Raw genomic sequence first — 13,976 nt, 5'->3', positions numbered from 1 at the left:
TACATGGATTCACTGGTGGGAGGCGTAACACAGGTTATAAGCTTGCGGTTCTTCACGAATAGAAATTGAGAAAGCAGACAAAAAAAGAGCCAACAGCAAATCATGCTATTGGCTTATATAGATGTGAACAAATTGGTTCACTAACAACGTCAGTTGGCTAGGTGACCCTCGGCTTAATAAGGGTCGCTAATACTAATGCACTATATGTGCCAAGTTTTAGAGTGCTTATTTGCTGCTTTTTTGGCCAATTAACAGGTCTTAGCGGTCATTAATTTGCATTATGCAAGTGCATATTGCAAATAACCACAAATTTGCTAATGACATAATGCACATTTGTTACTGAAAATACCCCTTGGGATAAATATTTTAACAAAGTTATCAATAACATCAGATGGAATAAAAGAAATAGAGCTGGGACTTCATTCGTAAGATAATACCTCGAATAACGTCAAGGAAAGCCATAAAGCCGATGGGCTTATCCCCACTGACCCAGGCGAGACCCACAGAACCAACGGGTAAATCATAGCCCTTTGGTTCATCTATCTTTAGACGGACAAAGTGATGTTTGTTCTGAACGTTCTTACCAGTCGTTGCTCGAACGGAAGGATCAATGCCTACCAAATTTCCCTGCGCTTCCCCAGTTGCTTCTACAATACCTTCAACTTCTGCACGGAACACTTTCCCTGGGTATACAGAAGAAGCAAATTCAGCTGCTTGGCCTGGTTTTATGTTGCGTATTGCTTGGTGATTAACGCGCATGAGAACATACTTTTCTTCAGTGTACATTTGTAAACGTGGGACGCGAGATACGAGCTGGCCTTCACGCAACATGAAATTGGTAACAAACCCATCTGCAGGTGCGTAGATTTTCGTACTGTCTAAATCCCATTGTGCTCTGGCTGTTTTTTCTTGGGCAGCAATAATGTCGGCTTCACGTGCTTTCACTGCTAATTGAGCTTTCTTAATGGAAAGCTTTGCTTTATCCGTATCGACGTGTTTCTTCTTCAGTTGAGACTCTGTGGTAATGACTTTTTGTTTTGCAAGCGCCACTACACTGGTTTGTTTGTCTATATCGCTAGCAGTAATTGTGTTGCTTACTACTCGATTCTGCTCTTGGTATCGTTTCAACATTTTTGATTGTAAACGATAATCCACTTTGGCAGCCTCGAGTTCACTTTTTGTTGTTTCTAAGTCTTGAAGCAATGACGTGTAGTGGCTTTCTGCGATACCAACTTCTTCTTTAGCTGTCACTAACTTGATTTCGGCTGACGCTTCAGATGTTTTTGCTTGCTTAAGAGCGATGACATAAGGTTCATCTTCCAATTCGTAAATTAATTGGCCCTTCACAATTTTTTGATTTGGCTTGATGTATATATGTTCCACTTTACCACTGACATTAACAGAGTCAGGTCTAAGCTGGATATGAGGTGATTGCACCAATGAACCACCTGACATATCCATTGGAGTAAAGTTAATTAAACCTACCCATACAAACAGTAACCAAGAAATTCCGCCAAGATACGCAAATGCCTGAGTAAACTTGTTCCACGGCATACCAACCAGTCTCAGGAGATAAATAAACAGAGACCAAACAGCTAATCCTTCTATCATTTGTTTTTCTCCTCTGGATTCATTTCTTGTTGTGGTGCGTGTCGCCATGTATCACGCAAATTGACGATGGCTTTTTCCATATCAACGAAAGCAAGGATAACGGCGAGCACCCACACCCAGTGCCAGACGAATCCAATCCATGTGAGGGCGGTGATTAACCCCAACTGGTGGTGCTCTTTACTGTGAGCTTTGTTTATTGGTAGTTCATGGATGCGCCAAAAACCGTATAAGGCTGCACCGACGGTTGCGAGTAAGACCACAGTGGCAAAGACGTGTAGCGCTGTGTCTGCATTTGTCCCAACAAAAGGAACACTCAAAAGACTCATTCAATACTCCGGTTCTATGTTCTGGGAGGATTGTGATCAGAATTTGAATTTTGGAAGTGTTTGTGACAGATTTAATCAAAATTCATCTTTATTTGATTGGATCTGTATTTTGAAGTCGGTCAGGTTTATTCGCTCAATTGGTATTCTGAATATTCACAATGCCGCAAGATATCGCTATCAATTATCAAGTGGGGAATTAGGGATAGCAGAGAGTGTATTCTCTAGTTCAATGACTTTGATCCCTCTTAGTGATCTAAATAAGTGGTACCGAAATCTAGAATTGGCCACTTCAGAGCCAGATATCATTCTTAAAATGTCTCGTGATATTGAGATTGGTCGTTTGGGCACCATTAGCCGTTGGCTTCTTTCTGGTTACGATCTTGCTTCGACGATTCGGCGCGTAAACTATGGTCTTAGCTGTTTACAATCTGGCGCTTTCTTGGCAGGGGCCCAGATTGGCAACCTATTAAAATGGACGTATAGCAACCCTTTCATTGAGCCGGAACAAAAAGCACATGACAGCGTCAGAGTGGCTATTTTTATGACCAAGATCCTACGTGAATACCTTGGTGAATCCTTCAACCCTCTTCGTGTGATGCTGTCAGGGTCGCGAAAAAACACCAAGGAATATGAAGCGTTTTTTGGTTGTACTGTCGTCTGGAATCACAATAAAACAGAGGTATGGTTTAACGCGGATCTACGCTTAACGACTCAACAGTCTAAGAAAATATCGAACAAGCGCTTAGCTATGAACTTCAGTGATCTAGATGATTTTCTTAACATGCCAGAGCCAGAAGATGGATTGAAAGTGATTTATGAGCTCATTAATTACAGCTGCCATTATGGTTTGCCAACGGTAAAGGGGGTTGCGCAGCTCTTAGGTTGTTCTGAACAACAATTTCAACGGCGTTTGCATCAAGAAGGTTTAAATTTTACAACGGTGTGTGGTTATGTTCTCAGTAATCGAGCGATCGCATTAATGTCAAAGAATGTCCCTCTTGCAGAGGTTGCGAAAGCGCTGGGATACAGCAATGAAGCGAGTTTCAACCGTATGTTTAAGAAGCAAAGAGGGGTAACACCGAGGCAGTATATTGAACGCTTTCATGACGTTTTTTAAATACGATGTTTTCAATCTGCTTTACTCGATGAGTGCTAAGCCAAACTATAATCTGGAAAGGTTTAATATCACGTAGGTTGTGTCATATTTATTAAAAGGAGAGCAATATGTGTCGATGGCTTGCATATCATGGTACCCCCATCTACATCGATGAATTGGTGTATGAACCTGAATTTTCATTAGTTCATCAAAGCCTTGAGGCGAGAAAGGCGGTAACTCGAGTGAATGCGGATGGCTTTGGTTTAGGTTGGTACACAGAGCGTGATACACCGGGTCAATTTCATGAGGTGTTGCCCGCATGGGGAGATGAAAATTTGCGTTCTTTGGCGCACCACATTCGCTCACATCGTTTTATGGCACACGTACGCTCATCTACTGGAACGCAAGTTTCTCGATCAAACTGCCATCCTTTTATCTTTGAAAACTGGATGTTTCTTCATAACGGGCAAATTGGTGAGTTTGAGAAAGTAAAGTATGAGCTTGAGAGAAGTTTGCCTGAGTTTTTATACTTACAACGAAAAGGGACGACAGACAGCGAGTTGATATTCTTACTCATGTTGAAGCATGGATTGCAGGTGGATGCTGTCGGTGCGGTAAAGAAAACACTATCTGAGATCTGCGAGTTAACAGAACGCATGCAAGTCAGCGAACCTTTTAAGGCATCGATTTGTCTTTCTGATGGAGAGCAGTTCTGGGCGGTAAGATACAGCTCTGATCCATACCCGCCTACCATGTTTTTAAGCCAATATCAGGAAGGTATGGTGCTAACGTCAGAGCCCTTAGATAAAGTTCACATTTGGCATGCGATAGCCCCACAGACGCTGATTCATATCCATGGAGCACAGACCACCACTATTGACCTCTAGCTACTCAGTTACACGTGCTTTGCGATCCCCAAACCATTTGGACCAAGGTAGCGACAGTAATCCAAAAATACTCAATGCATATAACATAGACCAACCGAGACAAACAAAAACAACAGTACAAAGCAGCAAAGAGCATTTTGCTAATCGTTTGTTCCAGCCATTAAGGAGACGGCATGCGGCGAGCATGGCTAATAAGTAAATCAAAACAAAGATGCTGTTGGCGAGTTTCAAAAAGAACTCTAAATCTAAACCAGAAAGCTCTCCGATAAGGCAGGAGATCAATAACACGGCACCAACCATGAGCGTTGCATTGGCTGGTACTCCGCGTAATGATACTCGGGCGATGGCGCTAGTCGGGCGATATTCACGAGCTTGGGCCCAGACCATACGTGATAAGCTTTGGGTATACAAATTGACACTTGCAAAGCAGGCAGAAAAACCAAGAATCGCAATTAAAGTTTTAAACCCAGAACCAAACAACAGCTCACTGAGCCAAGGAATCGAGCCATTGTCAAAGCTAGCATGACCATATGCGCCAAACTTCAAAATGACAACCGAGCAAATCCAGTAGGTTGCTCCTGCGATAAAACTTCCAACGATAATCGCGATAGGGAAATCTCTTTGAGGATTTTTAAATTCTTCCCCCATATGAGCGAAAGCCTCAATACCAACAAAGCACCAAAACATCACACCTAACGCAGCGCCAATTGGCCAAATATCTTCTCCTGTGAGGTGTGGCATGGTGATGTCCGATGTTGAAATGTTTCCTTTCAAAACAAAAGCAATCACAAGCGAGAAGATGGCGACAGCAATAAGAGTTTGGAGTTGACCCGAAGATTTAGCACCGAGTAGGTTTACGCCAATTAAAAGACAGACAGTTATGATCTGCGCAATGAGAGCGCTGTTTATTGGAGAGGGCAGTAATGGTTGCAAAAAGCCAGCAGCTAAGGCGACAGCAGCAGGAACACCGACCGGAATTACACTGACAAACAACCAAGCCACGCTACGTCCCAGTTTCTCATTAAACGCTAGGCGAACAAAGTGAGCGGTGCCTCCGGCGTTTGGGTAACGCTTTCCTAATTGGGCGAAAGTCAGTGCGACAGGGCAAATGGCAATGAATAATAGTATCCATGCCCATAGCGATAAAGAGCCAGCAATTCCCGCTGCAATTGCTGGTACCATAAATAAGCCCGTCCCCATAAGCGTGGTAGAGAGCTGCCCAATGCCTGACAAAAGTGTAATTTCTTTTTTTAGCTCGCCCATCGTTCACTCCTTGAACCACATCATTAAATAACGGTACTGACTCTGTATGGAGATAGGTTAAACGTTGCGAGAAACAAAAGCAGCCACCAATTTGGTCTATTTAGTAGTCAATATGACGGTAATAAGCGATACAAGCATCAATCTGCCTGCTTTCTTCTATGTTGAATTTATGTAACATTACGCAATCCAAGCGACCTTTTTTTAGCTCTTACCACGGAGCTCATCCCTTAATGTCTTGGAATAAAGCAGAATAAAAAGTCATGAACAGATGACAGGAAGTAATATGGATAAATTTGATGAGCAGATTTTAGATGTACTTAAGCAGGATGCTAGGCGCTCAGTGAGTGATATTGCTCGAGATGTGAATTTGTCTCGTTCTGCCGTGACGGCTCGAATTAAAAAATTAGAACATGATGGGACAATCTTGGGTTACTCGGTGAGCGTGCAGAGCCCAGAACAAGAAATGATCTGTGCCTATCTTGCGATTAAATTTGATATGTCAGAAGCAACGCACCATTGCGAAAAATACGCAGAAAAGATCTATCAAATTGATGGAGTAAAGTGGTGCCACGCAATCAGTGGAGAAACCGATATGATGCTGTTTGTGGAAGTGCCAAGTATGTCTAGACTGAATGACATTCGCGATCAATTACAGCAAATCCCTGAACTTAGGCAGTTGATCACTCATACGGTTCTCACGGAGTTTTTCAATGTGGACAAGAAGATACGTTCACCCTTACCGCATAGAAAACAAATGGGTAGCTGTTGATGAGCAATATCAATCTCAATTTACTTCGCACGCTACAAGTGCTGCTGGATGAATGCCATGTGAGTCGCACTGCGGAACGTTTGTGCATTACACAATCTGCTGTCAGTCGTCAGTTGGGGCAGCTACGCGAGTTGTATCGGGACCCACTATTGGTCCGCGATGGCAATATCCTTAGGCCAACCCCTAGAGCGTTAACGCTGCGCAGTCGAATTGAGCCTCTTATGGGGGAAATCGACGCATTGGTTGCAGACAAACCGTTTGACCCTATGTTGTGGCAACAAGAATTTGTTTTTTCTTCAAGTGATTATGTCGCTCAATATTTGATTCCGGATGTGGCCTCGAATGTTGCAGCCATGGCGCCAAAAGTAGACTTAGCTTACCGTTTATGGGAACCCTCATTCCTCAGCCACTTTCATGACACTGGAATTCATCTTGCCTCGACCATGCTACCTGAACCTCCATCTAATTTGAGTCACTTTCAAATAGGCGAGGATGAACCTGTATGCGTAATGCATAATACGCATCCGCTGGCCAATAAGAAGACCATTCTATTGCAAGATCTGCTGGAATACAGCCACGTAAAAGTAACGGGAGGCGGAGATAAAGATTCCTTTGTTGATGTTGCATTAAAACAAGAAGGATTGAGTCGTCGTATTGCGTTGAAAGTGCCTTTCTTCACCTCTGCCGTGAACACATTGCGTCAAAGTGACTATCTAATGACGGTTCCAGAGCACATTGCCACCAACCTTGCTGAGCCCAATCAGCTTGTCATCAAATCGTTACCGATAAAGACGCCTTCTTATAAGTACTGGTTTATCTGGCACCCTAAATACGATCAAGACGAGGCGCATAAATGGATGCGAACAAACATGAAGCGAATCATGGAATCATCTCAATACTCAATCAAATGATTTGAGATCATGAGCGCAATGATGTTTTTTGATTTCAGATCATAATGGCGGCGCTTTATGGTAACGGTAGTTACATAACAAAACGAGAAGTACTTTCATGACATTTACGGTTTGGTTGTCTCTGTTTACCATTTGTATTTTAGGCGCAATGTCTCCCGGGCCTAGCCTAGCTGTTGTGGCTAAACATAGTCTGGCAGGGAGTCGGCTCAATGGGTTAGCAACATCTTGGGCTCATGCTTTTGGCATTGGTATTTATGCTTTTATCACATTGATTGGTCTTGCTGTGCTACTGCAACAGTCGCCGATGCTGTTTAAAGGAATTAGTTACTTAGGTGCGGGGTATCTCGTTTATCTGGGTTTTAATGCTATCCGATCTCGAGGTGGCGTCACCGAAAAACTCGAATCAGGCCAGTCAGTTAGTTTGCTACAATCGGCGAAAGAAGGCTTTTTGATTTCTATTTTGAGCCCTAAAATTGCCATTTTCTTTATTGCTCTATTTAGCCAATTTGTTGCGCTGGGGGCTAGCAACGTGGATAAAGCTCTGATTGTTTTAACCCCATTTGTGGTTGATGGTCTTTGGTACACATTTATCACTTTTATTCTGTCTGTCCCGACCGTTCTGGAAAAGATACGTAATCGAGCTCAACTTATCGATCGCCTTACTGGCATCATTCTCATTGCACTCGCTGTACGGGTGCTTTTCACTGTATAGCGGTTTTGGACCTTGAGTAATAGAGCGCTTGCATATTCACTTAATTCCTTAGTGAAAATAAGTTTATTTGGCGGTACACTTTTTGGCTAAAATCTTATTAGAACTGAAAGAGAGAAAAGTATGGAAGCCGAAGTTAAGTGGATTGAAGGTTTTAAGTTTTTAGGTCAATCCCAATCCGGCCATTCGATTGTTATGGATGGTAACGGTGGTTCAACAGCTCCAAGCCCAATGGAAATGGTGTTAATGGCTGCTGGCGGTTGCAGCTCTGTTGATGTCGTTGATGGGTTAAAGGAAGCAGGGCAACTTGTTTCTTCATGTTCAGCTAAGCTAACGACGGAGCGCCGTGATACTGCGCCACGTATTTTCACTAAGGTGAATATTCATTTTGAAGTATCTGGTGACAACCTTGATCCTGAAATAGTGGCAAAAGTAACCGCTGACTCGTTAGAGAAGTACTGCTCAGTCTGTTTGATGTTAGCAAAAGGTGTTGAAACTACCCATACATGGGAAATTGTTTAACGTTGCCTAACTGATTGATGTATAAGACATTGAAAGTTTTTATACTAGGTTACAGTTAAATTGAGAATTTCGAAGCCGGGCATTATGCCCGGCTTTTTTCTATGCTTGTATTCAAGTTGATTGGATCTGAGTTGATATGGCGGCAAAGAAGCTTAAGGGAAAAATCACTGAATGGTATGGTGAAAAAGAATACGGTTATCTAACCCCTGAAACTGGTGGGATGCGAGTGAAGTTTTTGAGTGCAGATACACGCAAAATCGGCTTTAAGCCAACCATCGGTCAGGAAGTTTTATTTAGGCTCAGCCAAGATGAACAAGGTAATCACAAAGCAACCAAAATTGAGCGGATGAGGCATTTCTATGTTTCAATCATTGTCGCTGTTTGGTTTGTTATTACGCTTGCGATGTGTGTATGGTTATTCGCGTACCCCTTGGTGATTATTTATTACTATTCTTTCATCAGTCTCATTGTGATGTTTGTCTCTTGGTTAGATAAACGAGCATTACAAAAGGGAACGCCATCAACCAGTGAGGCGAGTTACTTTTTTCTGTCAATGCTCGGAGGATGGATTGCAGAATCATTATGTCACTATTTTATGCGGCTGAAAGCGAAGAGCTTGTTTTACCGCATATTTTTCTCGTTATGTATTCTGGTACACATTGGCTTTTTACTTTGGTCGCTGTCACCGTATGCAGAGCAACCCTTAAGTGCTGTCGATCAAGCGTTTTATAACCAAGTACTTAACTACTTTTAATGTTTACCACTGAATTTCAATTGGTGTGCCGGGTTTCACTAAGCCCAAGAGTTCATCCATCTCTGCATTTGAGATAGCAATACACCCATTTGTCCAATCAAAGCTTTGAACAAAGTTAACGGGTCGATCATCACCATTTTTAAATCCATGAATTTTAATGTTGCCGCCGGGATCAAGTTGGTGTCTTGCGGCCGTCGCTTTGTCCCTGAGATTTGGATAACTAATATGGATAGAGCGATAGAAATCAGAATCCTCCATCACGAAGTCCAAATAATAACGCCCTTCAGGGGTGCGCTGATCACCCTCATGAGTCTTATGACCTTTAGGCTCCCCACCTAAAGCGATCCGATACTCTTTGATCACTTCATTGCCATGAAGTAGGTACATTCTTCTCTTAGACTTATCGACTTTAACCAAATCAACCGCTGCCATGCTGGTGTTGGATATCACAAGTACCAGCAGAGCAAATATTATTCTTTTCACACTTCTAACAACCTCAGTGAACGTTGGCCCGCATTGTAGAGTAAGTTCGTAACTAGTTTAAGTATGACATCTGATACAAAATTATCTGCAACAAAAGTCAATAGGGAAAATACGGCATCTGATGAAATAAATGGAAATAAGATCAAAAAAATGCCATCTAACTCAAGCTTGTAAAACTATGAAGAAAATAACTGCGAGTTGGTTAACACGGCGTACGGAATTTGTTTGATTGATTAGGGTAAGGTGCTAGTTTTTTAGTTGCATATAATAAAGAACGTCAGGCTTATAAAATGACATCCCGTGTCCTACTAAAAAATATAATGTCAGCGAGAAACCAACGGTTTCTTGCTAATTCTTTATTTCAGTTTGTTGATGAAATACTTGAGCCCAAGGCTGGTGGGGTATTTTATGAACCCAAAAACTCAGCATCACCAATACACTTATATACTATGGGTTCACCGGTAAGTTTAGATGCGTATCCTGAAACTTTCTGGACATGGGCTTCTCAATTTGACACCTCTGATGGATTGTTGCCTTTAGCAATGAATACTTGTCACTGGGACTATCAACAAACGCTAGATAGTAATACGTATGTGTTCATGCTCGATAATCACCCTGAAATGCGAACATATTTAGTGCTGGAGTCGATTAATACAGAGCTTCTTCACCAAGCGAATAAAAACCATAGTATCGATACATTGCAATTGATTGCCTCGCGCTGGCAGTGTGTGCGGGCGGAGACAGAAGCCGCGAAAGAATTTAAGAATCGAGATATTAAAGAAGCGCAGTATCTCGATGTGATTAAACAACGTGAATGCTTCATCGACAATATGAAGCTAGTTCATAAGGTTGCCATCGATATATCGAACCCATCAAGTCTTGATGAACTGCACAAAATGGCTGTTGAAGCTATCCGTAACCAGCTTGGCTTTGACCGAGCTGTTTTTATGTTGCTGGACATTAAAAAACGTTGTTTTAGCGGTACATACGGTACAGATGAAGAAGGCAATACTGTCAGTGAGCATCACACCCAATATGACTTGCACCAGCTTGATGAGACCTATATCAATGCCTTATTAGAAGGAAAAGAGAACCTTGTTGTTATTGATGGTGCACCTTTGTATACCGCGGGCAATGTGATTGGGCAGGGGTGGAATGGTATGTTGATCCTGCGGGATGGAGAAGAAACCATTGGCTGGATCGCGATGGATAACTACATCAACCGGGCTCCAATCAGTAACTATCAGAGACAAATGTTAGAGTCGTTTGGTTCCTTACTATCACAGATCTATATACGAAAACGTCAGGAGCAGAATGTTCGTATGCTTCATGCAAGCATGATGGAGTTGTCACGCTGCATGACGGTGCGAGAAGTGTGTAAAACGGCGGTGACATTTGCAACCAATCGTCTGGGCATTGATCGTCTGGCGGTTTTTTTAACCGATGCTAATTGCACGTACATGCAGGGCACTTGGGGAACAGACATTCAAGGTAACTTAGTTGATGAGTCTTACTATCGTTCGGAAACTACCGATCGTTCTATTGTGCATTTAGCGAGATCAACTCCTAACGAGGTTGCGTTTGAAGAATCAGTACCCATTTATCACGATTTTCATATTGTTGGCTTTGGTTGGACAGCGATGACGATGCTGACAAACAATAATGGTGAACCTATTGCGTTTATTGCAGCAGATAACTTGATTAAGAGAACGCCACTCACCCAACAGCTGCGGGAAGTGATCCGTATGTTTGCTTCCAATGTCACGGAGGTTTTATTGAGAACGCGAGCTCAAGAAGCCGTTCATGAACTCAATGAAAACCTTGAGCAAGAGGTCAAAGTTAGAACCAAAGAACTGCAATCAGCAAACGATAAGCTTGAACTACTGGCAAAGATGGATCCCTTGACCCGATTAGGTAACCGCAGAATGTTGGAGTCGATGCTTGAAGAGCTCTGTCATAAGCCAGGAAATAAGGAATGTTCTTATGGGCTTATCTTGATTGATATTGACCATTTTGGGCTATACAACAATGAATATGGTCATATGCAAGGTGACATCGCTTTGATGCGGGTTGGCAACATTCTGCAGCACCATACTCAATATGAAAACGAAATGTTTTGTCGTATTGGTGGTGAAGAGTTCGCGCTGCTGGTTGTTGAACAATCGGATGAACAAGTGGCAAAACTTGCTGAGTGCTTAAGAGCATGTATCGAAGAAGAAGCGATCATGCACAGTAAAAGCCCTGTATCAGAAGTTTTGACGGTTTCTGTCGGTTACGCCATTACATCCACAAGATCGAAGGATTTTAATTTTGATTTACTCTATGGTCAGGCAGATAAAGCACTCTACCAAGCAAAAGGTGCAGGTCGCAATACTGTCGCGTATTGGGAAGGTGAGTTAGTGGCATTGGAATGAGAAGTGACAAATAAATAAAAAGAAGGGCGCTTAATGAAGCGCCCTTTGTGATCATAATGAAGGCAGTTCTTTTTCAGAAGGCTTCATTTTTACGTGTTGTTTGCGTGCGGTTGTGAGCTTCTTGATGAGTCTATCTTCATTCCAAGAGGCAGTGCCGGAAGCGTACTGAGCACGCTGCATTTCAGCGACTTCTTCAGTGATTTCCTGCTTGAGCTTAGGATCTAAGCTCGGGTTTTGTTTGAGCCACAAATCAACAAAGTGTTGAGCTCGAATAAAGTCTTTGTTTTTCAATGACTGTAGCGCACTCTCAAGTGTCTCCGTTTCCAGTGGGGTACTGTTCATCTCATCTGAATTCACTGATCTTGGTGAACGTTTCAATGCATAGATTCCAGTGAGTAACCAAAGAATGGCAAATAGTGCGGTTAAGTAAGGCCAGTACCCGCTGTCCTTAACTGTGACTGTTTTAACCTCAGCGGGTTGGTTTGGCGTCGTTGCTGTTAAAGGTGTGTTGATGACTTCACCGGGAGCAATATCTAAGGCGAGCCCAGCTAATTTATTACTTTCTGCTTTCTTACTTTGGCTATTCCACCAATTGATCGTGACATCGGGAAGCGTCGTTTCTCCTTGTTTCTGTGGAATGAGCACCTGTTTTACCGTCATTCGAGTAACGCCATTATCCAATTCGGTAAATTTAGGCTTTTCGTCGTATACACGAACAGAACTTGGATAATCCAACTTGATGTTTGGGAACCGCTCGGATGCCAAACCTGCGATGTCTAATGTTATCTCGCGGCTGATCGAGTCTCCCACTTTAGTTTTTAACGTTTCTACAGGGTTGATCAAGTTCCCTTCTGCATCATGCCACTGCTGTGTCAGTTGGAGCGAAGCCGTTGGTAACCAAGTGCCTTTATAGCTCTCAGGCTTTGATTCAACATTAATATCAAACTGTTTTGCTTTTGTTATCACCGGGATCAGTTTGGTGGTGCCGGTGCGATTACTGCCATATATTACGGTGCCTTTAAACGAAGGCCCGCGTAACATAAACTGCCCCGCTTGATCAGCTGTAATACGATAGGTTTGGTCTACCACGGTCACTTCCATCCCATCAAGCACACTTTGATACTGGTTTGGTTCTCCTTCAGTGTCTAATGTCATGCCATTAATGCTTGGTGGTGTGATCTGTGGGTTTTGTAATCGTCGAGGATCGGCTTTGATGATCAGGCGAGTTTTCAAATAAGCACTTTCATTCGGGTAGAGTTGCGTCTTGTCTAGATTGGCTTGTAGCTCGATGAGATCATCTGCTTTCGGGTCGTCCTGATCAACAGTCACCTGAATAGCAATGGGTTGAGATTTTGCGCCATTCACTTCAAAGGCGGGAATGGTAGCCATGCCCAATTGATGCGCTGCAAGAGAAATATTCCATTCACTTCTCGTACTGCGATCTCCGTTGATAATATTGACAGAGGAACCGAAACTTGGTCGCCCTAAATAAAATTGATTCTCTAAAGAGGTAAAGTCGATGGCGTCGGAGGAGACTTTCTCATCAACCACAACTCGCAGTTGAAACACCTCATTCTTAGAGACTTTGTTTTTACTGACGGTTGCCCAAACAGTTGTGGCAAAAGCGCTTGTACTTATTAAACACATTGCTCCAAGCAATATGGCCAAGCAATATCTCATATAACGTTTCATCATCACCACTGTTTACCTGTATTCTCTGGTGGTTGTTTCTGTTGAGCCTGAAGCAATAACTGAGCACGTAGTAGGCGGCTTGGATCTCGCGCACTTTCGACTTGCTCGAGTTTTCTTAACTCAGGGTCAATCGCTTGTTGGTTATCTTCTTGAAGCTGAGGAGCACCATCTTTTTGCCGAGTGTTTTCTGATGGCTGAGAATCTTGTTCCATCTCCTGAGCCGGCTTTTTGTCCGCTTTCTGTTCAGATTTGTCTTCGGCAGCGTTCTGAGAACCTGAGGTCTCTTTTGACTGTTGCTCTTGACTCGATTCCGATTGGCCCTTTTCATTTTTCTGCTGATTCTGCTGATTCTGCTGATTCTGCTGATTCTGCTGATTCTGCTGATTCTGCTGATTCTGCTGATTCTGCTGATTTTCTGAAGATTGTTGTTGATCTGATTTGTTGTCAGAATCAGACTGCTGTTGCTGTTGCTGTTGCTGTTGCTGTTGCTGTTGCTGTTGCTGTTGCTGTTGCTGTTGCTGTTGCTGTTGCTGTTGCTG

Annotated in this window: 13 protein-coding genes and 1 pseudogene; 8 read left to right on the top strand and 6 right to left on the bottom strand. The window is 42.8% G+C overall.

What is annotated here, in order from left to right; all coding sequences use genetic code 11:
- Nucleotides 1-387: 387 nt before the first annotated feature.
- Entirely contained in the window at nucleotides 388-1,611 is a 1,224-nt protein-coding gene (locus ACQEXS_RS09515) for an HlyD family secretion protein (RefSeq protein ID WP_427013657.1), read from the bottom strand.
- Nucleotides 1,608-1,937 carry an MFS transporter gene (locus tag ACQEXS_RS09510; protein WP_427013656.1) on the bottom strand — a complete coding sequence of 110 codons (330 nt, stop codon included), beginning with the start codon at nucleotides 1,935-1,937 and terminating at the stop codon, nucleotides 1,608-1,610. The genes ACQEXS_RS09515 and ACQEXS_RS09510 overlap by 4 nt, the downstream gene beginning before the upstream one ends.
- Before the next feature lie 109 nt (nucleotides 1,938-2,046).
- Between ACQEXS_RS09510 and ACQEXS_RS09505 the strand changes: the two genes are divergently transcribed.
- Entirely contained in the window at nucleotides 2,047-3,054 is a 1,008-nt protein-coding gene (locus ACQEXS_RS09505; protein WP_427013655.1) for a helix-turn-helix domain-containing protein, read from the top strand.
- A 107-nt stretch (nucleotides 3,055-3,161) separates the two neighbouring features.
- The gene (locus ACQEXS_RS09500; RefSeq protein WP_427013654.1) at nucleotides 3,162-3,920 is read left to right on the top strand and encodes a class II glutamine amidotransferase; all 759 of its coding nucleotides are present in this window, start codon (nucleotides 3,162-3,164) and stop codon (nucleotides 3,918-3,920) included.
- On the opposite strand, the gene yjeH is transcribed toward ACQEXS_RS09500, so the two are convergent.
- A complete protein-coding gene (gene yjeH, locus ACQEXS_RS09495; protein ID WP_427013653.1) occupies nucleotides 3,921-5,183 on the bottom strand; it encodes an L-methionine/branched-chain amino acid transporter in 1,263 nt (420 codons plus the stop codon).
- 283 nt (nucleotides 5,184-5,466) lie between these two features.
- On the opposite strand from yjeH, the gene ACQEXS_RS09490 reads away from it, so the two are divergent.
- From ACQEXS_RS09490 to ACQEXS_RS09470, 5 genes are all read left to right on the top strand, one after another.
- Entirely contained in the window at nucleotides 5,467-5,952 is a 486-nt protein-coding gene (locus tag ACQEXS_RS09490; RefSeq protein WP_427013652.1) for an Lrp/AsnC family transcriptional regulator, read from the top strand.
- A complete protein-coding gene (locus ACQEXS_RS09485; protein ID WP_427010608.1) occupies nucleotides 5,949-6,863 on the top strand; it encodes a LysR family transcriptional regulator in 915 nt (304 codons plus the stop codon). The genes ACQEXS_RS09490 and ACQEXS_RS09485 overlap by 4 nt, the downstream gene beginning before the upstream one ends.
- 97 nt (nucleotides 6,864-6,960) lie before the next feature.
- On the top strand, nucleotides 6,961-7,575 hold the full coding sequence (locus tag ACQEXS_RS09480; protein ID WP_427013651.1) for a LysE family translocator: 615 nt from the start codon (nucleotides 6,961-6,963) through the stop codon (nucleotides 7,573-7,575).
- A gap of 120 nt (nucleotides 7,576-7,695) precedes the next feature.
- Nucleotides 7,696-8,094: an OsmC family protein gene (locus tag ACQEXS_RS09475; protein WP_367990116.1), complete on the top strand. Its 399-nt coding sequence runs from the start codon at nucleotides 7,696-7,698 to the stop codon at nucleotides 8,092-8,094.
- 136 nt (nucleotides 8,095-8,230) lie between these two features.
- A complete protein-coding gene (locus ACQEXS_RS09470) occupies nucleotides 8,231-8,848 on the top strand; it encodes a DUF1294 domain-containing protein (protein WP_427013650.1) in 618 nt (205 codons plus the stop codon).
- Between the two features lie 3 nt (nucleotides 8,849-8,851).
- On the opposite strand, the gene ACQEXS_RS09465 is transcribed toward ACQEXS_RS09470, so the two are convergent.
- The gene (locus ACQEXS_RS09465; RefSeq protein WP_367990764.1) at nucleotides 8,852-9,280 is read right to left on the bottom strand and encodes a L,D-transpeptidase family protein; all 429 of its coding nucleotides are present in this window, start codon (nucleotides 9,278-9,280) and stop codon (nucleotides 8,852-8,854) included.
- Between the two features lie 341 nt (nucleotides 9,281-9,621).
- On the opposite strand from ACQEXS_RS09465, the gene ACQEXS_RS09460 reads away from it, so the two are divergent.
- Entirely contained in the window at nucleotides 9,622-11,745 is a 2,124-nt protein-coding gene (locus tag ACQEXS_RS09460) for a GGDEF domain-containing protein (RefSeq protein WP_427013649.1), read from the top strand.
- A gap of 51 nt (nucleotides 11,746-11,796) precedes the next feature.
- Here the strand turns inward: ACQEXS_RS09460 and ACQEXS_RS09455 are convergent, their stop codons facing one another.
- Both ACQEXS_RS09455 and ACQEXS_RS09450 read right to left on the bottom strand, forming a co-directional pair.
- Nucleotides 11,797-13,425: a BatD family protein gene (locus ACQEXS_RS09455; RefSeq protein ID WP_427013648.1), complete on the bottom strand. Its 1,629-nt coding sequence runs from the start codon at nucleotides 13,423-13,425 to the stop codon at nucleotides 11,797-11,799.
- A 14-nt stretch (nucleotides 13,426-13,439) separates the two neighbouring features.
- Nucleotides 13,440-13,976, bottom strand: a pseudogene (locus ACQEXS_RS09450) (hypothetical protein); the annotation flags it as partial.

This window comes from Vibrio sp. TRT 17S01 (genome assembly GCF_050113695.1).
GTDB lineage: Bacteria > Pseudomonadota > Gammaproteobacteria > Enterobacterales > Vibrionaceae > Vibrio.
The sequence above is the reverse complement of the archived record's forward strand: the minus strand, read 5'-3'. Positions and strand labels throughout refer to the sequence as shown.

Excerpts from the sequence above, each read along its gene's own strand:
- ACQEXS_RS09480 (WP_427013651.1), top strand. The coding sequence starts at position 6,961 with ATGACATTTACGGTTTGGTTGTCTCTGTTTACCATTTGTATTTTAGGC.
- ACQEXS_RS09465 (WP_367990764.1), bottom strand. The coding sequence starts at position 9,280 with ATGGCAGCGGTTGATTTGGTTAAAGTCGATAAGTCTAAGAGAAGAATG.
- ACQEXS_RS09500 (WP_427013654.1), top strand. The coding sequence starts at position 3,162 with ATGTGTCGATGGCTTGCATATCATGGTACCCCCATCTACATCGATGAA.
- yjeH (WP_427013653.1), bottom strand. The coding sequence starts at position 5,183 with ATGGGCGAGCTAAAAAAAGAAATTACACTTTTGTCAGGCATTGGGCAG.
- ACQEXS_RS09490 (WP_427013652.1), top strand. The coding sequence starts at position 5,467 with ATGGATAAATTTGATGAGCAGATTTTAGATGTACTTAAGCAGGATGCT.
- ACQEXS_RS09510 (WP_427013656.1), bottom strand. The coding sequence starts at position 1,937 with ATGAGTCTTTTGAGTGTTCCTTTTGTTGGGACAAATGCAGACACAGCG.
- ACQEXS_RS09455 (WP_427013648.1), bottom strand. The coding sequence starts at position 13,425 with ATGAGATATTGCTTGGCCATATTGCTTGGAGCAATGTGTTTAATAAGT.
- ACQEXS_RS09475 (WP_367990116.1), top strand. The coding sequence starts at position 7,696 with ATGGAAGCCGAAGTTAAGTGGATTGAAGGTTTTAAGTTTTTAGGTCAA.
- ACQEXS_RS09460 (WP_427013649.1), top strand. The coding sequence starts at position 9,622 with ATGACATCCCGTGTCCTACTAAAAAATATAATGTCAGCGAGAAACCAA.
- ACQEXS_RS09470 (WP_427013650.1), top strand. The coding sequence starts at position 8,231 with ATGGCGGCAAAGAAGCTTAAGGGAAAAATCACTGAATGGTATGGTGAA.
- ACQEXS_RS09515 (WP_427013657.1), bottom strand. The coding sequence starts at position 1,611 with ATGATAGAAGGATTAGCTGTTTGGTCTCTGTTTATTTATCTCCTGAGA.